At 54.0% G+C, this 25,628-nt stretch carries 28 protein-coding genes; 17 read left to right on the top strand and 11 right to left on the bottom strand.

Annotated elements, in window-relative coordinates:
• Positions 1–3: 3 nt before the first annotated feature.
• The 7 genes from OCH02_RS21915 to pyrC form a co-directional block, all read right to left on the bottom strand.
• Positions 4–120, bottom strand: coding sequence for a DUF2770 family protein (locus OCH02_RS21915; RefSeq protein ID WP_012006315.1), 117 nt, complete (start codon positions 118–120; stop codon positions 4–6).
• Between the two features lie 120 nt (positions 121–240).
• Positions 241–867 (bottom strand): LuxR C-terminal-related transcriptional regulator, encoded by a 627-nt coding sequence (locus OCH02_RS21910; RefSeq protein ID WP_261432945.1) that lies wholly within the window; start codon positions 865–867, stop codon positions 241–243.
• Between the two features lie 227 nt (positions 868–1,094).
• Positions 1,095–2,210 (bottom strand): N-methyl-L-tryptophan oxidase, encoded by a 1,116-nt coding sequence (gene solA / locus OCH02_RS21905; RefSeq protein WP_261432944.1) that lies wholly within the window; start codon positions 2,208–2,210, stop codon positions 1,095–1,097.
• 143 nt (positions 2,211–2,353) lie between these two features.
• Positions 2,354–2,608: a biofilm formation regulator BssS gene (gene bssS / locus OCH02_RS21900; protein ID WP_012006318.1), complete on the bottom strand. Its 255-nt coding sequence runs from the start codon at positions 2,606–2,608 to the stop codon at positions 2,354–2,356.
• A gap of 198 nt (positions 2,609–2,806) precedes the next feature.
• Positions 2,807–3,085, bottom strand: coding sequence for a hypothetical protein (locus tag OCH02_RS21895; protein ID WP_261432943.1), 279 nt, complete (start codon positions 3,083–3,085; stop codon positions 2,807–2,809).
• Positions 3,086–3,221: 136 nt separating this feature from the next.
• A complete protein-coding gene (gene dinI / locus OCH02_RS21890; protein ID WP_261107008.1) occupies positions 3,222–3,461 on the bottom strand; it encodes a DNA damage-inducible protein I in 240 nt (79 codons plus the stop codon).
• An 80-nt stretch (positions 3,462–3,541) separates the two neighbouring features.
• The gene (pyrC, locus tag OCH02_RS21885) at positions 3,542–4,588 is read right to left on the bottom strand and encodes a dihydroorotase (protein WP_261432941.1); all 1,047 of its coding nucleotides are present in this window, start codon (positions 4,586–4,588) and stop codon (positions 3,542–3,544) included.
• Positions 4,589–4,812: 224 nt separating this feature from the next.
• Here pyrC and OCH02_RS21880 point away from each other — a divergent pair, with 224 nt between their 5' ends.
• Positions 4,813–5,100, top strand: coding sequence for a putative quinol monooxygenase (locus OCH02_RS21880; RefSeq protein WP_261432940.1), 288 nt, complete (start codon positions 4,813–4,815; stop codon positions 5,098–5,100).
• A 62-nt stretch (positions 5,101–5,162) separates the two neighbouring features.
• Here OCH02_RS21880 and rne read toward each other — a convergent pair whose 3' ends face one another.
• Positions 5,163–8,534, bottom strand: coding sequence for a ribonuclease E (gene rne, locus OCH02_RS21875; RefSeq protein WP_261432939.1), 3,372 nt, complete (start codon positions 8,532–8,534; stop codon positions 5,163–5,165).
• A 552-nt stretch (positions 8,535–9,086) separates the two neighbouring features.
• Here rne and rluC point away from each other — a divergent pair.
• Positions 9,087–10,049, top strand: a complete 963-nt coding sequence (gene rluC, locus OCH02_RS21870) for a 23S rRNA pseudouridine(955/2504/2580) synthase RluC (RefSeq protein ID WP_261432938.1) — start codon at positions 9,087–9,089, stop codon at positions 10,047–10,049.
• Positions 10,050–10,057: 8 nt separating this feature from the next.
• On the opposite strand, the gene OCH02_RS21865 is transcribed toward rluC, so the two are convergent.
• Positions 10,058–10,639, bottom strand: coding sequence for a Maf family protein (locus OCH02_RS21865; RefSeq protein ID WP_261432937.1), 582 nt, complete (start codon positions 10,637–10,639; stop codon positions 10,058–10,060).
• A gap of 141 nt (positions 10,640–10,780) precedes the next feature.
• Between OCH02_RS21865 and yceD the strand changes: the two genes are divergently transcribed.
• The 14 genes from yceD (at position 10,781) to ptsG (ending at position 23,110) form a co-directional block, all read left to right on the top strand.
• Positions 10,781–11,302: a 23S rRNA accumulation protein YceD gene (yceD, locus tag OCH02_RS21860; protein WP_012006326.1), complete on the top strand. Its 522-nt coding sequence runs from the start codon at positions 10,781–10,783 to the stop codon at positions 11,300–11,302.
• A gap of 16 nt (positions 11,303–11,318) precedes the next feature.
• Positions 11,319–11,486: a 50S ribosomal protein L32 gene (rpmF, locus tag OCH02_RS21855; RefSeq protein WP_012006327.1), complete on the top strand. Its 168-nt coding sequence runs from the start codon at positions 11,319–11,321 to the stop codon at positions 11,484–11,486.
• A gap of 11 nt (positions 11,487–11,497) precedes the next feature.
• The gene (plsX, locus tag OCH02_RS21850) at positions 11,498–12,532 is read left to right on the top strand and encodes a phosphate acyltransferase PlsX (RefSeq protein WP_012006328.1); all 1,035 of its coding nucleotides are present in this window, start codon (positions 11,498–11,500) and stop codon (positions 12,530–12,532) included.
• Between the two features lie 6 nt (positions 12,533–12,538).
• Positions 12,539–13,492, top strand: coding sequence for a beta-ketoacyl-ACP synthase III (locus OCH02_RS21845; protein ID WP_261432936.1), 954 nt, complete (start codon positions 12,539–12,541; stop codon positions 13,490–13,492).
• A gap of 17 nt (positions 13,493–13,509) precedes the next feature.
• Entirely contained in the window at positions 13,510–14,439 is a 930-nt protein-coding gene (gene fabD, locus OCH02_RS21840) for an ACP S-malonyltransferase (protein ID WP_261432935.1), read from the top strand.
• A gap of 11 nt (positions 14,440–14,450) precedes the next feature.
• Entirely contained in the window at positions 14,451–15,185 is a 735-nt protein-coding gene (gene fabG / locus OCH02_RS21835; protein WP_012006331.1) for a 3-oxoacyl-ACP reductase FabG, read from the top strand.
• 154 nt (positions 15,186–15,339) lie between these two features.
• Positions 15,340–15,576, top strand: coding sequence for an acyl carrier protein (gene acpP, locus OCH02_RS21830; RefSeq protein ID WP_004719003.1), 237 nt, complete (start codon positions 15,340–15,342; stop codon positions 15,574–15,576).
• A gap of 81 nt (positions 15,577–15,657) precedes the next feature.
• Positions 15,658–16,899, top strand: coding sequence for a beta-ketoacyl-ACP synthase II (gene fabF, locus OCH02_RS21825; protein ID WP_261432934.1), 1,242 nt, complete (start codon positions 15,658–15,660; stop codon positions 16,897–16,899).
• Between the two features lie 176 nt (positions 16,900–17,075).
• Complete coding sequence (gene pabC, locus OCH02_RS21820) at positions 17,076–17,873, top strand: aminodeoxychorismate lyase (RefSeq protein WP_261432933.1); 798 nt, start codon at positions 17,076–17,078, stop codon at positions 17,871–17,873.
• 13 nt (positions 17,874–17,886) lie between these two features.
• Entirely contained in the window at positions 17,887–18,912 is a 1,026-nt protein-coding gene (gene mltG, locus OCH02_RS21815; protein WP_261432932.1) for an endolytic transglycosylase MltG, read from the top strand.
• A complete protein-coding gene (gene tmk / locus OCH02_RS21810; protein ID WP_261432931.1) occupies positions 18,902–19,540 on the top strand; it encodes a dTMP kinase in 639 nt (212 codons plus the stop codon). Before mltG ends, tmk begins: the two co-directional genes overlap by 11 nt.
• Positions 19,540–20,547, top strand: coding sequence for a DNA polymerase III subunit delta' (holB, locus tag OCH02_RS21805; RefSeq protein WP_261432930.1), 1,008 nt, complete (start codon positions 19,540–19,542; stop codon positions 20,545–20,547). Before tmk ends, holB begins: the two co-directional genes overlap by 1 nt.
• A 14-nt stretch (positions 20,548–20,561) precedes the next feature.
• On the top strand, positions 20,562–21,338 hold the full coding sequence (locus OCH02_RS21800; protein ID WP_012006337.1) for a metal-dependent hydrolase: 777 nt from the start codon (positions 20,562–20,564) through the stop codon (positions 21,336–21,338).
• Between the two features lie 338 nt (positions 21,339–21,676).
• Positions 21,677–23,110: a PTS glucose transporter subunit IIBC gene (ptsG, locus tag OCH02_RS21795; RefSeq protein ID WP_135316092.1), complete on the top strand. Its 1,434-nt coding sequence runs from the start codon at positions 21,677–21,679 to the stop codon at positions 23,108–23,110.
• Between the two features lie 56 nt (positions 23,111–23,166).
• Here the strand turns inward: ptsG and mntR are convergent, their stop codons facing one another.
• Positions 23,167–23,637 (bottom strand): manganese-binding transcriptional regulator MntR, encoded by a 471-nt coding sequence (gene mntR / locus OCH02_RS21790; protein ID WP_261095170.1) that lies wholly within the window; start codon positions 23,635–23,637, stop codon positions 23,167–23,169.
• Positions 23,638–23,866: 229 nt separating this feature from the next.
• On the opposite strand from mntR, the gene OCH02_RS21785 reads away from it, so the two are divergent.
• Positions 23,867–25,171, top strand: a complete 1,305-nt coding sequence (locus tag OCH02_RS21785) for an Nramp family divalent metal transporter (RefSeq protein WP_261432928.1) — start codon at positions 23,867–23,869, stop codon at positions 25,169–25,171.
• 54 nt (positions 25,172–25,225) lie between these two features.
• Here the strand turns inward: OCH02_RS21785 and OCH02_RS21780 are convergent, their stop codons facing one another.
• Positions 25,226–25,501 (bottom strand): hypothetical protein, encoded by a 276-nt coding sequence (locus OCH02_RS21780; protein ID WP_261432927.1) that lies wholly within the window; start codon positions 25,499–25,501, stop codon positions 25,226–25,228.
• Positions 25,502–25,628: the final 127 nt, after the last annotated feature.

Below are 25,628 nucleotides of genomic sequence, written 5' to 3'. Positions count from 1 at the left end.
GAATTAAGGCATAAAGAAGAAATAGACGTCCAGCGCCAACAACACCAGCCACAGGCAGATATAGAGCACCAAATGTTCGCGTACGTTGTTGACGATCGCCGACAGTATTTTGTTTAGCATTCTCAGCAGCCAAAAGATAGGGACTGGCAGAGTATAGATTTTTGCGGCCAGCGTTAATACTGCCGATAGTGCAAAGCGTGTAGATAGGCCAATTTCACCGCTAAAATCAGCCTACCTTTATCATACCGCCAGTAGGGACAGTGACATCGGGTTGGCAGGAACACTTGGTGGGTAGAAGTAACGCAGTACGTTATACAGCGAATAAAACTCCAGCCGGTTGCGGGCGTTGATTTTCTCTGTGATATGACGCTTGTGAACATAGACGGTGTGCGAGCTGATTTGCAGCTTCTTTGCGATGCGGTAATTGGGCATTTCCGCCATCCAGTGCTTCATTACCGTCAGTTCCTGTGGGCTGAACAGTGAATGTTCAACGCTGCAATCCATCAGCGACACCGGTTTTTCTCGCATCATGCGTAATGTCACCGGCAGCGTGGCTTTATTGAACAGGAAAGCATGGTCGGCAATACGCATTGGCGCTTCGCTATAGGGATAGGGGGTATCCAGGTAAATAAACAGCAACGCCGACGGGGTGGCTTTAATAAAAGCCTGCAGTTGGACATCATCCTCACTATGACGGCAATGTTTGGTCAGGTTGACCAGGATATGACTGGGTCGGTAGTGCTCAAGCAGGGGAGTCGCCTGTTCCAGGCTGTGGCAACATTTAATCTGGGCGAAAACATTCTCCGTAAAATAGTTATCGATCCCGACCCGAGTGAAGCAGCATTCGTCCACGACAAGCAGTTTCATGGTGACGTCCTTGTTGTTTGAAGAATTAGCAGGGGCATATCAGCTGTAAAATAGAACTTACACCACAGGGGATCAATTCGGAAATCCGGATACTTACGCCAGAAATTTCCGTTGAAATATTTTTTTACGATAGATTTCAGCTTACTATGATGATTTCGGTATGTAACTAAAAGGCTAAACCGCAGCCCACGCGAATTGGCGGCTGCGATTAAGCAAGCAAGAAAGGGTTAAATGAAGCGTTTCAGTGAGAAAGGAGTGATGTCCACAGGAGGGGTTTTATCTTCAGCAAAGAGTGCGGCAATCTCACCTAACACACTGGCAAACTTGAAACCATGGCCGCTCAGGCCGCTGATAACCATTAAACGATCGCATCCCGGCAGGGTATCGATAATGAAATCTTCATCAGGACTCATATCATAACTGCATGCTTCACCGTGTAAACATACCCCTACACCGGGTAAAAACTGGCGTAGGAAATGGAAAACTTCAGTTCCATCCGTGGTGAAGCTGCCAAAAGGCTTGCGCTGCTCGGGCGTGTCCATTGGTTGGCCACCATCGTGTTTACCCACTTTCAGGCCGTCATTATCGGCAGGAAAGCCGTAATAATGGTTGCCGTCCTGCGCTTCGACGGTAAATGCCGGGAAACGGTTGTTGACGCTGTAACGGCCATCCGCCTGATGCCAGGAAAAAACCTTGCGCAGTGGCGCGATCGGCAACTGTGGCAGCAGGGCTTTTACCCAGGTCCCTGCGGTGATCACGGCTTTACGCCCCTGAAAGCGACCTTCGGGGGTGATCACTTCCACACCGCCGTCAATCGGCTGGACTGCGCTAACCGGGCAATTAAACAACTGGCCGCAGCCGGCATCTTTAGCCAGTTTGATGAAGCTGGCAACGGCCTGCTCCGAGCGCAGGAACCCGGCGTCAGGCTCGAACACACCCACGTAGCCTTCCGGTGCATTGAATTCCGGCCAGCGCTGGTTAATCTGTTCTGCGCTAAGATTTTGCGTATTGAGGCGGAATTTTTGTGAGCTGTGTTGGGCGTTGTTGATAAATTCAGAATCCTGCGGCCCCATATTCAGAACGCCGCAGTCCTGGAACAGTTCTTCGCCGGTTTGTTTAATCAGAGCGTTCCATAAGGCTTGGGCGCGCAGGATCAGCGGCACATACTTTTCGCCTTCACCGTAAGCATGGCGGATGATGCGGGTATCGCCGTGGTGGCTGCCGTTACGGTGTGGGGGCATGGCGCTGTCGATCATTAATACTTTCAGGCCGGCCCGTGTCGCATAGTAACCTGCCGCCGCGCCTACCGAACCGCTGCCCACAACAATTAAGTCATATTCCACGTGCGATACCCTCTCTGTTATACGTTGCTTATTTCGTTATGATAAAAGGTTGGAAGCTGCAATGCACCCGTTGTGCCGTTCGCAGACAAAGAAAAAGGCGCCAGAGATAATCGCTGGCGCCTTAGGCATTTTGGTACAGTGAATTAGTGCTTTTTACGATCAAGGTCCTGGTAATCCGTTGCTTCTATCTTGGCGATGCCGGCTTCTAATATATTGATTAATTGACGTGCGACATCTGTGGTGAGCCAAAGCGTTCTGTCTACTTGGGCATCTTCGGGTGTCTGATCTCGTGAAGACAGGTAATGAAGGCGTATCATCATGGCGTCGTAAGCGTCGACAGTACTGATATCCCAACCAACAAGCGGGTGTGTCTGAATTACTTCATCATTTCTGTCCATAAAGACCCCTTATTGAGTAGTGACTACCGTGAGTGACTAACGAGGATCAATGCGGCCCATCATCATGTGAGCAATTACAGTATACGCATCTGGCTACAGCGGTGGAGACTTTCCTGCCTTCTTTTGCAAAATAATTATTTATTTGAGTGATTATTCTACACGTCGGTACGCAAAGACGTGAGAACGGAGGCATCACATTCATTCAACATCAGGAGGGAGTGGAACGCTGTGCAATCGTTTTTCCAGCTCGAGGGCCAAATGGGCAAAGTGTTGCTGGGTTTCGGTATCTCGATTTTGGTTTTGCGATTCCAGCTTCAAACTGTGAATTAGCAATTGATTGGCTTTGTCATCCAGACTAAACGCCAGATAGGAAAATGCCACCTCCAGCACGCTCAAACGCCGCTTTTGGTCGGCAATCAGCGCCAGCAGTTCGCCAAAGGTCATCGCTTCTTCGGTTTTTACCTTGTCCGGGGCCATCTGAATACCTCCTGTTAAAGCATTCAGTACAGACCAGATAAGGCTTTTCTTCCAGCGGAAAATCAAACCGCGTTGTGCCGGGTTTCAAATACAAAAAAGCCGGAGAGCGACCCCCGGCAAAAACTACATTGCAGTATTATTCTGCGCTAAACCAATCGTCAGCACTTTCCCAGGTTTCCTGGAGAATGTCCGCGATCAGATCTTTATCTGTTTTCAGGCCGCCCAGTACCGAAAGCCCATTGGAACCGGCATAACGAACCTGAACCAGAGTGTCTGGAAACAGGCGGTTTACCCGCTTGCTCAATTCACCGGTCAGAGCTTCGATGGCCCCTGACGGTAGCGGTTTGGTTTTATCTATAGTGACTTCAACACGCATAATTGCCCCCGAAGCGATTTACTGGATATTTATACAGTTAACCGTGCGCGGGGGCAAGAGGCTGGATTAAAAAAAGATAATTATGCTTTCACCGACCAGTTCAGACTCTCTCCGGCCAGGAATGGAATGACCGTTTCGCTGCCCATGGCGATCTCTTGCGGCTGGGTCGTCGGTACACGTTGCAGCTCGATGAAATCGGTATTGACCGGCAGGCCATAAAAACGCGGGCCGTTCAACGAGCAGAAGGCTTCCAGATGATCCAGCGCACCCAGTTGCTCGAACACACTGGCGTAAGCCGGGATCGCATTGGGGGCGTTGAATACGCCGGCGCAGCCGCAGCTTGATTCCTTGCGATGTTTGGCATGTGGTGCGGAGTCGGTGCCGAGGAAGAAGCGATCCGAACCGCTGGCAACGGCTTTGCGCAGCGCGTCCTGGTGAATGTTGCGTTTCAGGATTGGCAGGCAGAACAGGTGTGGACGGATGCCGCCAACCAGCATGTGGTTGCGGTTAAACATCAGGTGTTGCGGGGTGATGGTTGCGCCAAGGAAACGATTGCCTTCCTGCACGTATTGAGCAGCTTCTTTGGTGGTGATGTGCTCGAAGACGATTTTCAGCTCCGGAAACTGCTGACGAATCGGCTCCATGACCTGTTCAATAAAGCGTGCCTCGCGATCGAAAATATCAACGGCGGCATCGGTCACTTCACCGTGAATCAACAGCGGCATGCCGATTTTCTGCATTTGCTCGAACAACGGATAGATGGCTTTCACATCGCTGACGCCGTGGCTGGAATTGGTAGTAGCATTGGCCGGGTACAGCTTGGCTGCGGTGAACACGCCTTGCTCAAACCCGTGGACCAGTTCGGCTGCATCCAGTGAATTGGTCAGGTAGCAGGTCATCAGCGGGGTGAAATCATGTCCCTGAGGGACCGCTGCCAGAATGCGGTCACGATAAGCGCAAGCCGCGGCGACGGTAGTAATTGGCGGAGCCAGGTTCGGCATCACAATCGCCCGGCCAAAGACCTGACTGGTATAGGGTAATACCGTTTTCAGCATGTCGTCATCACGCAGATGGATGTGCCAGTCGTCAGGGCGGCGAATTTTTAGGGCTTGAGGTTGTGCGGTCATCTTGCAAGGCTCCGGCGGTTAGAAACGGGTCTACGTAAAAGCGAATAATGGGGGTTATTCACGCCGGGGTGTAAGGATAAGCGTAAAGCGCTTGCGATGCATCTGTTTGTTCACGGCAAGTTGAAATCAATTGGCTATCGGGGGCATAGTGACAGGGATTTGAATGATACCTGCGTCATAACTATCAGGTTATCAATGTTAATCATGTGGAATGGGAGAGAGAAATGGAAGTACGTGTTATTGCCACCTTACAGGCTAAACCCGAGTTTGTGTCCGCTGTCAGCGATGTGGTGCATGCGATTATCGATCCAAGCCGCCAGGAGTTGGGCAACCTGCAATATGATTTGCACCGCGATCTGGAAAAGCCGGGCACCTTCGTATTCTTTGAGCGTTGGGCAAGCGCTGAGGCACTGGAAAAACACAATGCCACCGAGCATTTCAAGCATTTCGTCAGCCAGTTAGAGGGCAAGCTGGATTTACTGGATATCAAACAGTTGAAGAAAATAGCCTGAGCCGATTTTTCGGTAATAAAAAACCCGCCGAGTGGCGGGTTTTTTTATCGGAGCAGATTAACTTAATCGTTAACCGGCTGCGGTTTGGTTGCCGGTGCAGTAGCCTGATTTGCCGCCGCATGACCCCCCGCAGAACCTTTGCCTTCGAAGTTGAAGGAAGGGCGTTGCCAATCACTTTGTTGCTGCTGTTCCGGGACATAGTCCGGCGCAGGAGCCTTGGTCATTGGCGCAGTGGCGATATGTTTATACAACACATCTTGCGCCGGCACTGGCTGCTGTTGCACCACCGGCGCTTTTTCTTCGACCACTGCCGCGGCAGCAACTTCCTGCACTGGTGCAGCTTCAACGACGGGCTCAACGAATGCCGGAGCTGGTTCAGCGACAGTTTCTTCAGCAACGGTTGCTGCTGGAACGACTGGCGCTTCTTCAACCACAGGGGCAGGTTCAACCACAGGGGCTTCCTCTACCACCGGTGCAGCTTCAACCACTGAGTCCTCTTCTTCTACTACTGCAGGCGCTTCAACCACCGGTACAGGTGAGGTTTCTTCTGCCTGGGCAGCGATTGCCGGTTCAGCGGTTTCAACAACCGGTTGGGCTGGCTCTTCTGCCGGGGTCACAACTTCAGGTTCGTTCACTGGTACAACGGCTTGGGCAATAACCGGAGCGGCTACGCTGACGGCTTCCTGTGCCATGACGTTGTCGGCAGCGATTTCAACAGCTTCAGTCTGAACTTCTGCCTCTTCAATCACTTGCGCGGCTTGTGTGACAGGGTAACTCACCCACACCTTGCCGGAAGCCATTTCTGGAGAGGCGAAAGCACCTGCCAGCGGCATTGGGGACTGGGTAGGGTAACGCTCGTCACGGTAACGGCGACGACGTTGACCGCTAACACGCAGGTGGCGTGGAGAACGACGTGAGCGGCGTGGCATACCGTTTTCGCCATTAGCGCGGTTGTCCTGCGCATCATCTTCGGCCGGTGCATCAAGGGTTTCCGGCAGCAGTTTAACGCTGTCTTCAACCTGGGCCGGTTTCACGTCCTGGGCTTTCACTACCGGTGCTTTTGGCGCCAGCAGTTCTTCCGCTGCACGATGCAGCTCTTCTTCCGCAGACAGCACGCGAACTTTCTGCGACAGAGGACGACGCTGACGACGCTGCATGTTCTGCATCTGACGTTCTTCGAGATCTTCGTCAACGTTGGTATTGGCAGGGGTTGCGGTTTCTACGCTTTCCAACGCAGCCACTTCTTGCTGAGCCTGACGTTTCTCTTCCTGACGACGACGCTGGCGTTCGGCACGTTGGTCACGGCGCTGTTGCTGCTCTTCGCGCTGTGCCTTGGCGGCTTCTTCAGACAGTGGCTCTTCGGTTACGGCAGCAGTGGCTTGTGGTGCATTACGGCGGTTACGACGCTGCTCATCACGCACTTCACGTGTTTCACGACCTTCGCGGTTGTCGCGAGGTTCGCGATTTTCACGCGGCTCACGATTATCACGACCCTCACCGCGCTCTTTACGCTCGCCACGTTCTGGACGATCGCCTCGTTCACCACGTTCTCCGCGCTCACCACGATCTTTACGACCGGTGCCCTGACGACGTTGGCCACGACGATCCTGACGGCGGTTTTCACCGTTGCCTTCAGACTTCGGCGCCTCAACCACAGGTTTGGCTTCGACAACCGGCTGCTCTTCACCGGCAAACAGCGCTTTCAGACCACCGAACAGACGGCCCAACAGGCCCGGTTTGGCAGCGGCCGGCGCGGCTTGCTTGGTTGCAGTAGCGGCGACGGTAGCTTGAGCCACAACAGGTTCTTCTGCAGGAGGTGGGGCATCTGCAGCCAGAGAGAACGAAGCCAGTGCCGGTTGTTCCGGACGCTTGCGCTCCATCGGCGCATCTTCCAGCGGCTGGGCCATCTCTTCTTCATGCAGCTTCGGCAGCAGGTAGCTCAGGGTTGGTGTTTCTTCGCCCTTACGCACGCGCAGTACAGAGTAGTGCGGGGTTTGCATCTGATCGTTCGGCACGATGATCGCTTTCACGCCACCCTGACGTTTTTCGATCGCACTCACCGATTCACGCTTTTCGTTCAGCAGGTAAGAGGCAACCTGTACTGGCACGATGGCGTGAACTTCTTTGGTATTTTCTTTCAGCGCTTCTTCTTCGATCAGACGAAGAATGGAAAGTGCCAGCGATTCGTTATCACGGATGGTGCCGGTGCCGTTACAGCGCGGGCAGACGTGATGGCTGGACTCACCCAGTGATGGGCTGAGGCGCTGACGCGACATCTCAAGCAGGCCGAAACGGGAAATGCGACCGATTTGGATACGTGCACGGTCCTGACGGACGGCGTCACGCAGACGGTTTTCCACTTCACGTTGATGGCGAACCGGGGTCATATCGATAAAGTCGATAACGATCAGGCCGCCAAGGTCACGCAGGCGCAGCTGGCGAGCGATCTCGTCCGCCGCTTCCAGGTTGGTGTTGAATGCAGTCTCTTCGATATCACCGCCGCGGGTTGCACGCGCGGAGTTGATATCGATAGCGGTCAGCGCTTCGGTGGAATCGATAACGATCGAACCGCCGGAAGGCAGGCGAACTTCACGCTGGAAAGCGGATTCAATTTGGGATTCGATTTGATAGTGGCTGAACAGAGGAATTTCGCCGCTGTACAGTTTGATCTTGCTGCTGAAATCCGGACGGCCCAGGGCAGCGATGTGCTCCTTGGCCAGATCGAGAACTTTTGGATTGTCGATCAGGATTTCGCCGATGTCCGGGCGCAGATAGTCGCGGAATGCACGCACGATAACGTTGCTTTCCTGATGGATCAGGAATGGCGCAGAGCGGCCTTCAGCGGCTTTTTTAATCGCTTCCCAGTGCTTCAGGCGGAATGACAGATCCCACTGCAGCGCATCGGCAGATTTGCCCACGCCGGCGGTGCGAACAATCAGACCCATGCCATCTGGCAGTTGCAGGGACGAAAGTGCTTCTTTCAGTTCTGTGCGGTCGTCACCCTCAATGCGGCGTGAAATACCACCGGCACGTGGGTTGTTCGGCATCAGCACCAGATAACTGCCGGCCAGACTGATGAAGGTGGTCAAGGCAGCGCCTTTGTTACCACGTTCTTCTTTATCAACCTGAACGATCACTTCCTGGCCTTCGCGCAGCACATCTTTGATGTTTGGGCGACCATGAGAAGAGTAGTTACTTGGGAAATATTCGCGAGAGATTTCTTTAAGAGGGAGGAAACCATGTCGTTCGGCGCCGTAATCAACGAACGCTGCTTCAAGACTTGGTTCTATACGAGTGATTTTGCCTTTGTAAATATTCGCTTTTTTCTGTTCATGACCCGGACTTTCAATATCCAAATCATACAGCCGCTGTCCATCTACCAAGGCAACACGCAACTCTTCCTGCTGAGTTGCGTTAATCAACATTCTTTTCATCTTAACTTACTCGTTATTTTTACATTATCGACAAAGCTGCGGGCAAAATAACCTCATGGCCGGATTAAAACCGAAAACCCCGTGTCTTCTCGCAAAGCCGTCAACCTCACGGTTGTCGCCTGCATAGGGGCGCATTATCTCGGTAAGCCTGTATTTCTTTGTGAAAAACAGCACTTTTACTAGGGGAATAGCCTCTGATTTACGTCGACAGATCTGATTCCGTTTGCCGGCCAAGCTGCAACCCGCAGCCCGCTAATTGTTTGATTTCACATTACGTCTTACGCCATTGCTGCGTTTTTGTGCCATCAGACAAACTTTATAATTCCACAGTTTTCCCTGTTTAACGAGAATCAACGTGGAAAGTAAACGCATTATTCCACTGCTGATACTGTTATAGCAAGGTGACTTTTCCTTAACTGCGGAAGAAATCGCAAACGTTCAAACCGGCTTGCTGCCTTATTGTCCGCTGGGATTTCGCCTGCAGTCAGAGAGACAGTTAAGCACATAAAAAGAAGTGGCGCTATTTACGCGCTCTATTTAGAATCCTGCACCATGAAAACGAACATTCCTGCAGTACAATTAATCACGATTTCTGACGACGAAGCCGGTCAGCGAATCGACAACTTTCTACTTGCCCGCCTAAAAGGCGTGCCGAAGAGCATGATTTATCGCATCGTGCGCAAAGGCGAAGTGCGCGTTAATAAAGGACGCATCAAGGCGGAATACAAGCTGGCACCCGGTGATGTGGTGCGTGTGCCGCCGGTGCGTGTTGCCGAGCGTGAAGACGCGCCGGTCTCGGCCAAACTGGATAAAGTGGCCGCGCTGGCCAATTGCATTCTGTATGAAGACGATCACCTGCTGTTGCTGAATAAACCTTCCGGCACTGCGGTGCATGGTGGTAGCGGCCTGAGCTTTGGTGTCATCGAAGCCCTGCGTGCGTTGCGCCCGGAAGCCCGCTTCCTGGAGTTGGTTCACCGCTTGGACCGCGATACTTCGGGTGTGCTGCTGGTGGCGAAAAAACGTTCTGCGCTGCGATCCTTGCATGAGCAACTGCGCATGAAAGGGATGCAGAAGGATTATTTGGCGTTGGTGCGCGGTGAATGGCAGTCGCATTGTAAAGCGGTGCAGGCACCCTTGCTGAAAAACATTCTGCAAAGCGGTGAACGCATCGTGCGTGTCAGCAGTGAAGGCAAGCCGTCGGAAACCCGCTTCAAGGTGGAAGAGCGTTTTGAGCATGCGACGCTGGTCAAGGCCAGCCCGATCACCGGGCGTACTCACCAGATCCGCGTTCACGCGCTGCACGCCGGACATCCAATAGCCTTTGACGATCGTTACGGCGATCGTGAGTTCGATCGCCAATTGGCGGGCACCGGGCTCAAACGTTTGTTCCTGCATGCAGCGGCGTTGCGGTTTGAACATCCGGGCACCGGCGAAACCATGCGTATCGAAGCACCGATGGACGCAGAATTGCGCCACTGCCTGCAGGTATTGCGCAAGCAGTCCAAACAGCAGTAAACCGTATTTTATGCCAGCGGGTTGATGCCTTCAGCCCGCAGCATCTCCAATAGCGCGATCAGCGGCAGGCCGATCAACGCATTCGGATCCCGCCCCTCCAGTTTGTCGAACAGCGCAATGCCCAAACCTTCACTTTTAAAGCTGCCTGCGCAGTTGAGCGGTTGTTCAAGGCGGATATAGGCGGCGATCTCAGCGTCACTCAGCGCACGGAAGTGAACGTGGAAAGGTTCGCAAAGCACCTGCAGGTGTTGGCTATGGCTGTTGTATAACGCCAGGCCGGTATAAAAGGTGACCCTTTGGCCGCTGGCCTGGCGTAATTGCGCGCGGGCATTTTCTGCGGTGTGTGGTTTTCCGGTGATTTTACCGTCGATCACGCAGACCTGATCGGAGCCGATAATCAGGTGGTCGGGGTAGGCGGCGGCCAATGCCTGGGCCTTCGCCGTTGCCAGTCGTAGCACCAGCGCTTCGGCGCTTTCCCCGGCCAGTGGGGCTTCATCGACCTGGGGAGCATCGCAGATAAAAGGCAGATGCAGTTTTTCCAATAGCATCTTGCGGTAGGTCGAGGTGGAGGCAAGCAGGAGTCTTTGCATAATTTTTTTCTTAAACCGTAGCGTAAATAGAGTAGGCATTTTAAACTGTCCGCCGCTGAGGAAGCGAATATTGGTGAAAGGTGCCGTTTTACGGCCTTTTTCTTTGACTCTAAGTCGTTACAAAGTTAATATGCGCGCCCTATGCAAAAGGTAAAATTACCCTTGACCATTGATGCGGTACGTACCGCTCAGAAACGCCTGGACTATGTTGGTTCCTATGCGCCTGAGCAGGTTACACGTGTCGCCGCCTCTGTGGTCAGTGTGGACAGTGATGTTGAGGTCTCGTTATCCTTTGATATTGATAACCAGCGCCTCGCGGTGATAACAGGGCATGCGGACGTCCAGGTAATGCTGATGTGCCAACGCTGTGGAGTTCCGTTTGAACATCATGTTCACACAACATATTGTTTTAGCCCGGTCGTCAATGATGAGCAGGCTGAGGCATTACCGGGAGCGTACGAGCCGATCGAAGTCGATGAGTTTGGCGAAGTCGATCTGCTGGCAATGATTGAAGACGAAATTATTCTTTCACTGCCTGTCGTCCCGGTACATGAATCTGAACACTGTGAAGTGTCCGAAGCGGATATGGTGTTTGGCAAACTGCCTGAAGAGGCGGAGAAACCAAATCCATTTGCCGTATTAGCCAGTTTAAAGCGTAAGTAATCAAGGAGTAAGGTCCATGGCCGTACAACAAAATAAACCAACCCGTTCCAAGCGTGGCATGCGTCGTTCACACGATGCTCTGACCACCGCCACTTTGTCTGTTGATAAAGCATCTGGCGAGACTCACCTGCGTCACCATATCACTGCCGACGGTTTCTACCGCGGTCGCAAGGTTATCGGCTAAGTAGCGATACCTTGACTCGTCTAACCCTGGCGTTAGATGCAATGGGCGGGGACTTCGGTCCCTGCGTCACAGTGCCTGCTTCATTGCAGGCACTGGCCTCTAATTTACAGCTTCATCTTCTGCTGGTCGGCAATCCCGACACCCTCTCTCCCTTACTTGCCAAAGCCGATCCGGTTCTTCTGGAACGTTTGCAAGTTGTGCCCGCTGAATCTGTGATTGCCGGCGACGCCAAACCCTCACAAGCGATACGCGCCAGCCGCGGTTCTTCCATGCGCATTGCGCTGGAACTGACTAAAAACGGCGATGCGCAAGGTTGCGTCAGCGCAGGTAATACCGGCGCGTTGATGGGGTTGGCGAAAATGCTGATCAAGCCGCTGGACGGTATTGAACGGCCGGCGCTGATGACGGTGATCCCGAATCAGCTGGGGGGCAAAACCGTGGTGCTGGATCTGGGCGCCAACGTCGAATGCGACAGTACCATGCTGGTGCAGTTCGCGGTGATGGGGGCGGTTATGGCCGAAGAGGTGGTGGGGATTGCGCAACCTCGCGTGGCGCTGCTGAATATTGGTGAAGAAGAAACCAAAGGCCTGGATAATATCCGCGAAGCGGCCGCCGTGCTAAAAAATACTCCGGCAATCAACTATATTGGTTACCTGGAAGGTAACGATCTTCTCACCGGTAAAACCGATGTGTTGGTCTGCGACGGCTTTGTGGGTAACGTCACCCTGAAGACCATGGAAGGGGTGGTAAGAGTATTTTTATCGCTGCTGAAATCATCCGGAGACGGTGGCAAGCAGGCGTGGTGGTTAAAATTGTTGGGCCGTTGGTTGCAAAAACGGGTGGTAAAGCGGTTCGGCCACCTGAACCCCGACCAGTATAATGGCGCATGTCTGTTAGGATTGCGCAGCACCGTAATCAAGAGCCACGGCGCTGCAAACCCACACGCGTTTGCAGTGGCAATCGAACAGGCTGTGCAGGCGGTGCAGCGGCAAGTCCCTGACAGGATTGCTGCGCGCCTTGAAGCTGTATTACCTAAGAGTGACTGATCGTACATGTATACAAAGATTCTCGGTACGGGGAGTTATTTACCCGTACAAGTGCGCACCAACGCTGACCTTGAAAAAATGGTGGATACCTCTGACGAGTGGATCGTCTCACGTACGGGTATCCGTGAACGCCGTATTGCCGCCGCTGATGAAACAGTCGCGACGATGGGCTTCCATGCGGCTGAAAAAGCGCTGGAAATGGCAGGTGTGGCTAAAGAAGACATCGGGCTGATCGTTGTGGCTACCACCACCTCGAGCCACGCATTCCCAAGTTCTGCCTGCCAGGTGCAGCAGATGCTGGGCATCAAAGACTGCGCGGCATTCGATCTGGCTGCGGCCTGTGCCGGTTTCACCTATGCGTTGAGCGTCGCCGATCAGTATGTTAAAAACGGCGCGGTGAAGCATGCTCTGGTGATCGGCGCAGACGTCTTGTCACGCACGCTGGATCCAGAAGATCGCGGCACTATCATTCTGTTTGGTGATGGCGCAGGCGCGGTGCTGTTGGGGGCTTCTGAAGAGCCGGGCATTTTGTCGACCCATCTGCACGCCGACGGCAGCTACGGTGGTTTGTTGACCTTGCCGTTCAAGGATCGTCAGGATCAGGACCAGCCGGCCTATGTCACCATGGCAGGTAATGAAGTCTTCAAGGTTGCGGTTACCGAACTGGCTCACATCGTTGATGAAACGCTGCAGGCCAATAATCTGGATCGCAGCGCGCTGGACTGGCTGGTACCGCACCAGGCTAATTTGCGTATTATCAGCGCGACGGCGAAAAAATTGGGTATGGGGCTGGATAAAGTGGTAGTGACGCTCGATCGTCACGGTAACACCTCTGCTGCCTCGGTCCCTGCAGCGCTCGACGAGGCTGTGCGTGATGGGCGGATCCAACGCGGTCAACTGGTGCTGCTGGAAGCCTTTGGCGGCGGCTTTACCTGGGGCTCGGCGCTGGTTCGTTTCTGATATAACAGGAAGAAAAAATGACGCAATTTGCTTTTGTTTTTCCAGGTCAGGGGTCACAGACTCTGGGCATGCTGGCCGATTTGGCCACTCAATATCCGATCGTTGAAGCGACCTTCAGCGAAGCCTCTTCCGTCCTGGGTTACGACCTGTGGCAACTGGTGCAGCAAGGGCCGGTGGAAGAACTGAACAAAACCTGGCAGACGCAGCCGGCATTGCTGGCCGCTTCCGTAGCGATTTTCCGCGTCTGGCAGCAGCAGGGCGGTAAAATGCCTGCCATCATGGCTGGTCATAGCCTGGGTGAATACTCAGCATTGGTGTGCGCGGGCGTGCTGGATTTCCAGGCGGCAATCCGTCTGGTTGAGCTGCGCGGCAAACTGATGCAGGAAGCGGTGCCGGAAGGCACTGGCGCGATGTCCGCCATTATCGGCCTGGACAACGCAGCCATCGCCAAGGCTTGTGAAGAGTCTGCCCAGGGGCAGGTAGTTTCACCGGTGAACTTCAATTCACCGGGCCAGGTGGTGATCGCCGGTAATAAAGAAGCGGTTGAACGTGCTGGTGCGGCCTGTAAAGCCGCTGGCGCCAAGCGTGCGTTGCCATTGCCGGTGAGCGTGCCTTCGCACTGCGCACTGATGAAACCGGCTGCAGACAAGCTGGCGGTGGCGTTGCAGGAGATTACCTTCAATGCTCCGCAGGTCTCGGTGGTGAATAACGTCGATGTGCGTACTGAAACCGATTCAGAAGCGATCCGCAGTGCTCTGGTGCGCCAGTTGTACAGCCCGGTACGTTGGACCGAAAGCGTAGAGTTTATGGCAGCACAGGGCGTTACCTTGCTGCTAGAGGTTGGTCCGGGTAAAGTTCTGACCGGGCTGACTAAACGTATTGTTGACACCCTGACGGCGGCGGCGGTTAATGACGCAGCCAGCCTGACAGCGGCGCTTGAACAATAAAGAGGAAAACAATGAGCTTCGAAGGTAAAGTTGTTCTGGTCACCGGCGCCAGCCGGGGTATTGGCCGGGCTATTGCAGAAACGTTTGTGGCACGTGGCGCCAAAGTCATCGGCACCGCCACCAGTGAAAGCGGCGCTGAGGCTATCAGCAGCTACCTGGGTGCAAGCGGCAAAGGGTTTGCGTTGAATGTGGTCGATGCTCAATCAATCGACAGCGTTCTGGCATCTATTCGTGCTGAATTTGGCGAAATCGACATTTTAGTGAATAATGCCGGTATTACGCGTGATAACCTCCTGATGCGTATGAAGGACGACGAGTGGCAGGATATCCTGAACACCAATCTGACTTCCGTATTCCGTCTGTCAAAAGCGGTAATGCGAGCTATGATGAAAAAGCGGTTTGGCCGTATCATCACCATCGGTTCCGTAGTTGGTACCATGGGGAACGCAGGGCAGGCTAATTACGCGGCGGCTAAAGCCGGTCTGATTGGTTTTAGTAAGTCTTTGGCACGCGAAGTTGCTTCGCGTGGCATTACGGTCAACGTCGTGGCACCTGGCTTTATTGAGACGGACATGACACGGGCGTTGACAGATGATCAGCGTGCAGGCATTTTGTCATCAGTTCCAGCCAATCGGCTGGGGGATGCTAAAGAAATCGCCAGCGCTGTTGCTTTTTTAGCCTCTGATGAGGCTGGCTACATCACCGGTGAAACGTTGCATGTCAATGGCGGCATGTACATGATTTAAAAAATGCGAAAACTATTTGCGTTATTTGGGGTAAAAACCGCAAAATAGCGTAAAATCGTGGTTTGACCAGCCGGGATTTAGTTGCATCTTTTTCAACATTTTATACACTACGAAAACCATCGCGAAAGCGAGTTTTGATAGGAAATTTAAGAGTATGAGCACTATCGAAGAACGCGTTAAGAAAATCATTGTTGAGCAGTTGGGTGTTAAACAGGAAGAAGTTTTAAATAACGCTTCTTTCGTTGAAGATCTGGGTGCTGATTCTCTTGACACCGTTGAGCTGGTAATGGCTCTGGAAGAAGAGTTCGACACAGAGATTCCAGACGAAGAAGCTGAGAAAATCACTACTGTTCAGGCAGCTATTGATTTCATCAACGCCAGCCAGCAGTAAGAGAACATATCTAGGCGGTCACTCGACCGCCTAAGTTTTTTCTATCCCTAGTGTCATATTTTCCCTCCTTGGAGGACAAACGTGTCTAAGCGTCGAGTAGTTGTGACCGGACTGGGCATGTTGTCTCCTGTCGGCAATACGGTAGAGTCCACATGGACAGCTCTTCTTGCCGGTCAGAGTGGCATCAGCCTGATCGACCATTTCGATACCGCAGCCTATGCGACCAAGTTTGCTGGCCTGGTAAAGAATTTTAATTCAGAGGATTTCATCTCACGCAAAGATGCGCGCAAGATGGACGCCTTTATTCAATACGGTATCGCTGCCGGCATGCAAGCCATGCAGGATGCACAATTGGATATCACCGAGGCTAACGCCAGCCGCATTGGTGCCGCTATCGGCTCCGGCATTGGCGGCCTGGGTTTGATTGAAGAGAACCACAGTTCACTGGTTAACGGTGGCCCACGGAAAATCAGTCCGTTTTTTGTGCCGTCAACCATCGTAAACATGATTGCAGGCCACCTGACCATCATGTACGGCATGCGTGGCCCGAGCATTTCGATCGCCACCGCCTGTACTTCAGGTGTGCATAACATTGGCCATGCCGCGCGTATCATTGCTTACAATGATGCCGACGTCATGCTGGCCGGTGGGGCAGAGAAAGCCAGTACTCCGTTGGGTGTCGGCGGCTTCGGCGCAGCACGCGCGTTGTCGACCCGTAACGAAGATCCTCAAGCGGCCAGCCGCCCATGGGACAAAGACCGTGACGGTTTTGTGCTGGGTGACGGTGCCGGCATGATGGTGCTGGAAGAGTACGAACACGCCAAAAAACGCGGCGCCAAGATTTATGCTGAAGTTGTCGGCTTTGGGATGAGCAGCGATGCTTATCACATGACGTCACCACCTGAAAACGGTGCGGGCGCAGCGCTGGCGATGGAGAATGCATTGCTTGATGCCGGTGTGACTACGTCACAAATTGGTTATATCAATGCGCACGGCACCTCAACGCCGGCCGGTGACAAAGCTGAAACGCAGGCGGTGAAGTCGGTATTTGGCATCGATGCCCAGCGCGTGATGGTCAGCTCGACCAAATCGATGACCGGCCACCTGTTGGGTGCCGCAGGCGCGATCGAGTCGATCTTCACCGTATTGGCCTTGCGTGACCAGGCCGTGCCGCCAACCATCAATCTGGATAATCCGGATGAAGGTTGTGATTTGGACTTTGTTCCGCATGAAGCTCGCCAGGTGAGTGATATGCAGTACACGCTGTGTAACTCCTTCGGTTTCGGCGGCACCAACGGTTCACTGATCTTCCGCAAGGTATAATGCCTCTGCTGGCAGACGGTAAAAAAGCCCGGTTTTTTAAACCGGGCTTTTTTTATGGCGCTGACCCGCGACTCGGAAAGCTCTGCTTGTCGGCGCTGTAGCCAAACGGCAAGCTGCTGCTAACGGCACCTGCGCCTGTTATTCTGTAGTGATACCAACGCAGTCAGGGGGAGTCTATGTACTGGATTAATGGACATCAGCACGATGCGCTAGCGCCAAGCGATCGCGGTTTGCAGTTTGGTGACGGCTGTTTCACTACCGCCCGGGTGATTGAGGGGAAAATAGACCTGCTGCCCTGGCATATCGAACGGCTGCAGTTGGCAGCGCAACGGCTGATGCTGCCATCCTGTGACTGGAACGCTTTGCAAGGTGAAATGGTGCGCGCGGCAGAATCTATCCCTTTGGGCGTGGTCAAAGCGATACTGACACGCGGCAGCGGTGGCAGGGGATACAGCCCGCAAGGGTGTGAGGCTCCTACACGCATAGTCTCTCGTAGCACCTATCCCATGCACTATTTGCCATGGCGAGAGCAAGGCATCAGCCTGACGCTCAGTCCGGTAGCGCTGGGACGCAATCCCCTGTTGGCAGGGCTGAAGCATTTAAACCGTTTGGAGCAGGTGTTGATCCGCACGCATCTTGACCAGACAACCGCCGACGAGGCGCTGGTGCTTGACACTGCCGGTATGCTGGTGGAATGCTGTGCGGCTAATTTGTTCTGGCGTAAGGGAAAAGCGGTATTTACGCCAGATTTGAGCCAGGCAGGCGTGTCTGGGCTGATGCGTCGCCGGGTTATTGAGCTTCTGGCGAGCAGTGAATATTCACTGCATTGCGTCAGCGAACCTCTCGAGACGCTGGCCGATGCTGAAGAGGTGCTGGTGAGCAATGCGTTAATGCCGTTGCTGCCGGTCAATACTGCGCAATCATGGTGTTACCCTTCACGCCAACTTTATGATTTTTTGCGCCCACACTGTTAACGATGGCTGATTGATGAAGAAAAGAAAGCTGAAGTTCGTTTCTATTATTGTTGTTCTGGTATTGGGCCTGCTGTTTTGGGGCTACCAGAAGGTTGAACGCTTCGCGGATACGCCATTGGCGATCCAGCAGGAAGCCATTTTCAAGCTGCCGGCAGGGACCGGTCGGGTTGGCCTGGAAGGGCTGCTGGTACGCGATAAGCTGATCCACAATGGGAAGTGGTTCCCATGGTTACTGCGCCTGGAACCGCAATTGGCGGAGTTTAAGGCCGGAACCTACCGTTTCACGCCAGGCATGACGGTGCGGGAGATGCTTAAACTGTTGGCCAGCGGTAAAGAAGCCCAATTCAGCGCACGCTTTATTGAAGGCTCCCGCCTGCGTGACTGGCTGCTGGTGCTGCAACAGTCAAAATATCTCAAACATACCTTGGCCGGTAAAAGCGAAGCGGAAATCGCCGGGGCGCTGGGCTTGCCGGAAGGCACCAACCCGGAAGGGCGCCTGTACCCGGATACCTATCTGTACACCGCAGGCATGAGTGATATGGCGCTATTGAAGCGTGCCCACCTGCGTATGATTAAAGCATTGGAGAGCGCCTGGCAGGGCCGTGAAGCCAACCTGCCGTACAAAACGCCGGAAGAGCTGCTGACCATGGCCTCAATCATTGAGAAAGAGACTGCGGTGCCGGAGGAACGTACCAAAGTGGCCTCGGTATTCATTAATCGCCTGCGTATTGGCATGCGTTTGCAGACCGACCCGACGGTGATCTACGGCATGGGTGAGGCGTATAATGGCAACATTACCCGCAAGGATTTGGAAACGCCGACGCCGTACAACACCTACGTGATCAACGGTCTGCCGCCAACGCCGATTGCCATGCCAAGCCAGGCTTCGCTGGAAGCCGCTGCCAATCCGGCGAAAACGCCTTATTTGTACTTTGTTGCCGACGGTAAGGGCGGGCATCAATTTACCACTAACCTGGCCAGCCATAATCAGGCGGTGCGTGCCTATCGCCAGGTGCTAAAGGAAAAGAATGAAAAGTAAATTCGTGGTTATCGAAGGGCTTGAAGGTGCGGGCAAAACGACCGCACGCGATACCGTAGTCGACGTACTGCGCGAGCATGGCATCAACGACATTGCCTTTACCCGTGAACCGGGCGGCACGCCGCTGGCGGAAAAACTGCGCGACCTGTTCAAACGCGGCGTGGATGGCGAACTGCCGACCATCAAGGCCGAGGTACTGATGCTGTATGCGGCCCGTGTACAGTTGGTGGAAACGGTGATCAAACCAGCGTTGGCGCGCGGTGCCTGGGTGGTTGGCGATCGGCACGACCTGTCTTCTCAAGCCTACCAGGGCGGCGGCCGGGGTGTGGATCAACAACTCATGGCCTCGCTGCGTGACACGGTATTAGGCGATTTTCGTCCTGATCTGACGCTTTATCTGGATTTGCCGCCGATAGTGGGCCTGCAGCGTGCCCGAGCACGGGGCGAACTGGATCGTATCGAACAGGAGGCATTGCCGTTCTTTGAACGTACCCGCGCACGTTATCAGGAGTTGGCGGCGCAAGATGCGTCCATTACCACTATAGATGCTTCTCAATCGCTTGATCTGGTGACGGCGGCGATTCGCCGTTGCGTCAGCCAATGGTTACAGCAGCAGGAAGGCGCGTAATGAACTGGTACCCGTGGCTGAATACCCCTTACCGCCAGTTGGTCGGGCAATATGCTACCGGGCGCGGCCATCACGCACTGTTGTTGCATGCCGCTGCGGGCCATGGTGAGGATGCGCTGGCCTATGGCCTGAGCCGTTGGTTGATCTGCCAACGTCGCAACGGTGAGAAAAGCTGCGGTGAATGCCATAGCTGCCGGTTGATGCTGGCGGGAAATCACCCGGATTATCACGTGCTGACGCCGGAAAAAGGCAAAAGCAGCCTGGGGGTGGAGCCCATCCGCCAGCTGATTGAGATCCTTTATTCTCATGCGCAGCAAGGCGGTGCCAAGGTGATCTGGCTGCCGCAGGCGGAATTGCTGACCGAGGCTGCCGCCAATGCCCTGTTGAAAACGCTCGAAGAGCCGCCGGAAAAAACCTATTTCCTGCTGAGCTGCCGTGAACCTTCACGCCTGCTGGCGACGTTGCGCAGCCGTTGTTTGTACTGGCATCTCGCCAGTCCGGACGAACAGCTCAGTCTGCAATGGCTGAATCGGCAGACGCCGGGTAATCAGATTGATCTCCTGACCGCCTTGCGCTTGCATGACGGCGCGCCGTTGGCCGCAGAGCAGTTGCTCCAGCCGGAACGTTGGCAACAACGTAGCATGCTGTGCACGGCCCTGAGTGCCGCTTTGCCGCAGCACGACATGTTGTCGCTGCTGCCGGTATTGAATCACGAAGACGTCGCTGAGCGGCTACACTGGCTATGTTCATTGTTGATGGACGCCATGAAATGGCAGCAGGGTGCCGCCAGCTTTGTTCTGAACCAGGATCAGCAACCGCTGGTGCACCAGTTGGCCAGCCGTCTGAGCAGTACGTCGTTGCAGCAAGCCGTGCAGCAATGGCTGCATTGTCGCCATCAGTTGCTTAGCGTCGTCGGCGTTAACCGCGAACTGCTGCTGACCGAACAGTTACTTGGCTGGGAGCAGTTGCTCGGCGCTACCGGCTATTTCCACCCTCATTCGCTGTAAAAGAGTTAAATATTATGTTGTTAGTAGATTCTCATTGTCACCTCGACGGCCTGGATTACCAAACGCTGCATCAAAATGTGGATGATGCTTTGGCGAAGGCCAAGGCGCGCGATGTCGGTTACGTGCTGGCGGTGGCCACCACTTTGCCGGGCTATCAGGCGATGACGCAATTGATTGGTCAACGCGATGACGTGGCCTTCTCCTGCGGGGTGCATCCGCTCAATCTGGAGGGGGGTTACGACTACGCTGAGCTGCGCCGCTTGGCGGCCGCGGAGCAAGTGGTGGCACTGGGTGAAACCGGGCTGGACTACTTCTATCAGAAAGACAATCTTGAGCTGCAGCAAGCGTCATTCCGTGAACACATTCGTATTGGCCGCGATCTGAACAAGCCGGTGATCGTGCATACCCGCGATGCACGGGAAGACACACTGGCTATTTTGCGTGAAGAAAATGCCCAGGACTGTGGCGGTGTACTGCACTGCTTCACCGAAGATTGCGCTACCGCAGAGGCGTTGCTGGATCTGGGGTTCTACATTTCTTTCTCAGGCATCCTGACCTTCCGCAATGCAGAGCAACTGCGTGAAGTAGCGCGCTATGTGCCACTGGATCGTATTCTGGTGGAAACCGACTCGCCGTATCTGGCCCCGGTGCCGCATCGCGGCAAAGAAAACCAACCTGCCTATGTGCGCGATGTGGCTGAATACATGGCGGTATTGAAGGGCGTGAGCCTGGAAACGCTGGCCGAAGCCACCACCGCCAACTTTTCACGCTTATTTCACATCGAACTCTAATCTTTGACCTAGGCTATAGCTGTGGTTAACAAAATCTGAATTCTTTTTAAGCTCGTAATTAATCGCCGAAACGGGTAATGTTCCCACCCGTTTTTCGGGCGATGTGCGGGCGTTTTTTGCTCATTCTTAACAAAAAATATGCAATGTAAGAAAAATACCCGGTTTTGTTCATCGAAACGTGACTGTCATCAAACATTGCGCAGCCTATTTATTTTACTCTGCGTAATAATTCAAGGGGTGCTCAGACACCCTGAATTGCAGGGGTTTTTCTCCCCCCCTTGCAACGCGAAGAATCGCGAAAAGTAGCAAAGCACTATTACTCAGGAGCACACTCAACTATGTTCAAGAACGCATTTGCAAACCTGCAAAAAGTAGGTAAGTCGCTAATGCTGCCGGTATCCGTATTGCCTATCGCAGGTATCCTGCTGGGCGTCGGTTCCGCCAACTTTAGCTGGCTACCCGCGGTAGTCTCACACGTGATGGCGGAAGCCGGCGGTTCCGTTTTCGCCAACATGCCGCTGATTTTTGCCATCGGTGTTGCCCTGGGCTTCACCAATAACGACGGTGTCTCCGCGTTAGCTGCGGTAGTGGCTTACGGCATCATGGTGAAAACCATGGCGGTGGTTGCACCGCTGGTGCTGCACCTGCCGGCTGAGGAAATTGCGGCCAAACACCTGGCGGATACCGGTGTGCTCGGGGGAATTATCTCCGGCTCCATCGCTGCCTATATGTTTAACCGTTTCTTCCGCATTCAGTTGCCGGAATATCTGGGCTTCTTTGCCGGTAAGCGCTTTGTGCCGATTATCTCCGGCCTGGCGGCAATCGTTCTGGGCGTAGTGCTTTCCTTTATCTGGCCTCCAATCGGTACGGCTATCCAGACCTTCTCCCAGTGGGCGGCTTATCAGAACCCGGTAGTGGCGTTTGGTATCTACGGCGTGGTTGAACGTGCGCTGGTACCGTTCGGTCTGCACCATATCTGGAACGTGCCGTTCCAAATGCAGATTGGTGAATACACCAACGCTGCGGGTCAGGTGTTCCACGGCGATATTCCACGTTATATGGCGGGTGACCCAACTGCGGGTAAACTGTCCGGTGGCTTCCTGTTCAAAATGTACGGTCTGCCAGCTGCGGCGATTGCCATCTGGCACTCAGCCAAGCCGGAAAACCGCGCTAAAGTCGGCGGTATCATGATCTCCGCTGCGCTGACCTCGTTCCTGACCGGTATCACCGAACCGATCGAGTTCTCCTTCATGTTCGTTGCGCCGATCCTGTACGCAATCCATGCCATCCTGGCTGGCCTGGCGTTCCCGATCTGTATCCTGTTGGGGATGCGTGACGGCACCAGCTTCTCACACGGTCTGATCGACTTTATCGTCCTGAGCGGCAACAGCAGCAAAATCTGGCTGTTCCCAATCGTCGGTATCATCTACGGTCTGGTGTACTACACCATCTTCCGCGTGCTGATTGCCAAGCTGGATCTGAAAACCCCAGGGCGTGAAGATACGGTTTCTGAGCAGGTTGCGCAGGGTGGTTCTGAAATGTCTGCGGCGCTGGTTCAGGCCTTTGGCGGTAAAGACAACATCACCAACCTGGATGCCTGCATCACCCGTCTGCGCGTTAGCGTGGCGGACGTGAGCAAGGTTGACCAGGCTGGCCTGAAAAAACTGGGTGCTGCCGGCGTCGTTGTCGCAGGCTCTGGCGTTCAGGCTATCTTTGGTACCAAATCTGACAACCTGAAAACGGATATGGACGAATACATCCGTAATCATTAATTCAGGCAGGGGAGTTTTGAGGGAGGCGAAAGCCTCCCTTTTTTATTGGCGAGGATTTATTTTACTGCGTGCTTTTGCAGATACTGTTCAAACACCGCCAGGGTGTCGTTAGAAATGTGATGTTCAATCCCTTCGCTGTCCAGCTCCGCCGTTTCATTCGGTACTCCGAGGCACACCAGCAGATCAACCACAATCCGGTGGCGACGCCGTACCTTCTGCGCCAGTTGTTCACCCTCTTCGGTCAGAAAAACCCCACGATAAGGGCGTGACTCTACCAAGCCAGCACTTTTCAACCGGGCGATGTTCTTGATCGCAGTCGGGTGCGAAACGCCGAAGCGTTTGGCGATATCCGTGGTTCTGGCTTCGCGGGTGGTGACCAGCAGGTCGGCAATCAGCTCAACATAATCCTCTATCAGCGCATTGGATTGCGCCTCACGAGCGCGGGTGAAGCGCAGGGCATGTTCAGCCTCATCCGGCATTTCAGCCACCACGGGGCGTTCTGCGTCGTCTGGTGCGCTTGTTGCCATAGTCTGAGACGTCCTTTAAACGTTAAACCAGTAAGTTGCAGGTCAGTGCGGTTCCGCCATACGTTAGTCCAAAGGCGGCGTATTATCAATTCGGCTGGCGTATTCGATGACAATAAGAAATATTTGTACACAAAGGCAGTTAATCTTCCATTTTGCATAAAGTGTAGCCGATGCTACATTGCTGTGAGTGTTGGGTGAAAAATAACCAGAATAAGATTGAGGGTAAATCATGCGTGATGCGGCAACCACCACATCGTTAACCGAACGGACCAATGCGGCAATTAGTAACGCACTTGCCGGGCGCAAGCGTGGTGCATTCACGCCGCTACTGTTCGCCGGCCCCGCAGTGATTGCCTCTATTGCTTATATGGACCCGGGTAATTTCGCCACCAATATTCAGGCCGGTTCGAAATACGGCTACAGCCTGTTATGGGTGGTGGTGATGGCCAACCTGATCGCCATGCTGTTTCAGGCGCTGTCGGCCAAGCTGGGCATCGTCACTAACCGTAATCTGGCAGAGATGTGCCGCGACCAGTTTTCTCGCCCGGTGGTCATTGGCATGTGGTTGCTCAGTGAGGTGGCGGCAATGGCTACCGATCTGGCGGAGTTTCTCGGCGGTGCGATAGCGCTGGCATTACTGTTCCATATGCCGCTGTTGCCAGGAATGGGGGTGACGGCGGTGATCACCTATGCCTTGCTGATGGTGGAGAAAAAAGGCTTCCGCCCGGTAGAACTGATGATCGGCGGGCTGGTCGCGGTGATTGCGCTGTGTTATCTGGTGGAGATGTTTATCGTGCCGGTCGATTGGGCGGCAGCGGGCATGGGCATGGTCACACCGCAATTGCCGGATGCACAGGCGCTGACTATTGCCGTTGGTATCATTGGTGCCACCGTGATGCCGCACGCCATCTTCCTGCACTCTGGCCTGACCCAGCACCGTGCGCCAGCCAGTGACAGCGGCGAGCGCCGTAAACTGCTGCGTTTTTCCAATATTGAAGTGGTGATTGCACTGTCTATTGCCGGGTTGGTGAATATCGCGATGGTGATTATGGCCTCCAGTGCCTTCCATGCCGGTAACAGTGATGTGGCGGAGATTGGCACCGCTTACCACACGCTGACGCCATTGTTTGGCGCCGCCGCCGCCGGTATCTTCCTGATGTCGCTGATTGCCTCCGGTATTTCCAGCTCGGTGGTGGGTACCATGGCGGGCCAGATGATCATGCAGGGGTTTGTCGGTTTCCGCATTCCTGTCTGGGTACGTCGTATGGTGACCATGATCCCGGCGTTCATCGTGGTCGCGTTAGGGGTTAATGCCACCGATGCACTGGTTTACAGCCAGGTGGTACTGAGCCTGGCGCTGCCGGCGCCGATGATTGCTCTGGTGATGTTCACCCGCCGTCGCGACATTATGGGCGAATTTGTCAATAGTCGCCTGACCAGCCTGGTGTCAATCATCGGGACGGTGATTATTCTTTTGCTCAATATGGTGTTACTGCTGCAGACCTTCGGCGTTGCTATCCCCGGTCTGGGCTGACCGACAAGCCGTGCAGTTTGGCTGTCACGGCTTGTGGCTTCGCTATCATTTCCGTTAAGGCGTTGTTTTCGGTGACGGGTTCTGACCATGGGTCAGCGCTTTTTCGTCGTTGGAAATACTGCCGGTATTTGCTGCCCACACGCCTTCCTGAGTCTTGGTTACTTTTTGATGGGTGGCATTCAGATTCTGGCCGACGGCGGCAATATGATTGGATTCCACGCCGCCGGTATTTTCCCCCCAGGGAATGGTCTGATCGTTGGCCTGGGCGATGCCGCCTAAAGCCAGTGGTATCAGCAGCAGCGCGATATTAATCAGGTTTTTTACTCTCATCGTCTTAATCTCCACTTATGCCCATGACACCCGGTTAGGGGATGCATGGTGTTATCAGGAAAATACAACGAGGGGGAGGGATAGCTAGGGTCAGTCGGGTTCTGGCTGGCGATAAGGGATCCACAAT

It is taken from the genome of Serratia quinivorans (genome assembly GCF_946227985.1).
Classification (GTDB): Bacteria; Pseudomonadota; Gammaproteobacteria; order Enterobacterales; family Enterobacteriaceae; genus Serratia; species Serratia quinivorans_A.
Note: the sequence above shows the minus strand (reverse complement) of the source record. Positions and strands in the feature narration are given on the sequence as shown.

Bases quoted from the DNA above. Each gene is read 5' to 3' on its own strand.
- OCH02_RS21845 (WP_261432936.1), top strand. From the start codon at position 12,539: ATGTATACAAAGATTCTCGGTACGGGGAGTTATTTACCCGTACAAGTG.
- pabC (WP_261432933.1), top strand. From the start codon at position 17,076: ATGTACTGGATTAATGGACATCAGCACGATGCGCTAGCGCCAAGCGAT.
- yceD (WP_012006326.1), top strand. From the start codon at position 10,781: ATGCAAAAGGTAAAATTACCCTTGACCATTGATGCGGTACGTACCGCT.
- OCH02_RS21915 (WP_012006315.1), bottom strand. From the start codon at position 120: ATGCTAAACAAAATACTGTCGGCGATCGTCAACAACGTACGCGAACAT.
- rne (WP_261432939.1), bottom strand. From the start codon at position 8,534: ATGAAAAGAATGTTGATTAACGCAACTCAGCAGGAAGAGTTGCGTGTT.
- fabG (WP_012006331.1), top strand. From the start codon at position 14,451: ATGAGCTTCGAAGGTAAAGTTGTTCTGGTCACCGGCGCCAGCCGGGGT.
- mltG (WP_261432932.1), top strand. From the start codon at position 17,887: ATGAAGAAAAGAAAGCTGAAGTTCGTTTCTATTATTGTTGTTCTGGTA.
- rluC (WP_261432938.1), top strand. From the start codon at position 9,087: ATGAAAACGAACATTCCTGCAGTACAATTAATCACGATTTCTGACGAC.
- OCH02_RS21785 (WP_261432928.1), top strand. From the start codon at position 23,867: ATGCGTGATGCGGCAACCACCACATCGTTAACCGAACGGACCAATGCG.
- pyrC (WP_261432941.1), bottom strand. From the start codon at position 4,588: ATGACCGCACAACCTCAAGCCCTAAAAATTCGCCGCCCTGACGACTGG.
- OCH02_RS21865 (WP_261432937.1), bottom strand. From the start codon at position 10,639: ATGCAAAGACTCCTGCTTGCCTCCACCTCGACCTACCGCAAGATGCTA.
- dinI (WP_261107008.1), bottom strand. From the start codon at position 3,461: ATGCGTGTTGAAGTCACTATAGATAAAACCAAACCGCTACCGTCAGGG.
- mntR (WP_261095170.1), bottom strand. From the start codon at position 23,637: ATGGCAACAAGCGCACCAGACGACGCAGAACGCCCCGTGGTGGCTGAA.
- OCH02_RS21800 (WP_012006337.1), top strand. From the start codon at position 20,562: ATGTTGTTAGTAGATTCTCATTGTCACCTCGACGGCCTGGATTACCAA.
- bssS (WP_012006318.1), bottom strand. From the start codon at position 2,608: ATGGACAGAAATGATGAAGTAATTCAGACACACCCGCTTGTTGGTTGG.
- ptsG (WP_135316092.1), top strand. From the start codon at position 21,677: ATGTTCAAGAACGCATTTGCAAACCTGCAAAAAGTAGGTAAGTCGCTA.
- OCH02_RS21895 (WP_261432943.1), bottom strand. From the start codon at position 3,085: ATGGCCCCGGACAAGGTAAAAACCGAAGAAGCGATGACCTTTGGCGAA.
- acpP (WP_004719003.1), top strand. From the start codon at position 15,340: ATGAGCACTATCGAAGAACGCGTTAAGAAAATCATTGTTGAGCAGTTG.
- fabD (WP_261432935.1), top strand. From the start codon at position 13,510: ATGACGCAATTTGCTTTTGTTTTTCCAGGTCAGGGGTCACAGACTCTG.
- OCH02_RS21780 (WP_261432927.1), bottom strand. From the start codon at position 25,501: ATGAGAGTAAAAAACCTGATTAATATCGCGCTGCTGCTGATACCACTG.
- rpmF (WP_012006327.1), top strand. From the start codon at position 11,319: ATGGCCGTACAACAAAATAAACCAACCCGTTCCAAGCGTGGCATGCGT.
- holB (WP_261432930.1), top strand. From the start codon at position 19,540: ATGAACTGGTACCCGTGGCTGAATACCCCTTACCGCCAGTTGGTCGGG.
- OCH02_RS21880 (WP_261432940.1), top strand. From the start codon at position 4,813: ATGGAAGTACGTGTTATTGCCACCTTACAGGCTAAACCCGAGTTTGTG.
- OCH02_RS21910 (WP_261432945.1), bottom strand. From the start codon at position 867: ATGAAACTGCTTGTCGTGGACGAATGCTGCTTCACTCGGGTCGGGATC.
- tmk (WP_261432931.1), top strand. From the start codon at position 18,902: ATGAAAAGTAAATTCGTGGTTATCGAAGGGCTTGAAGGTGCGGGCAAA.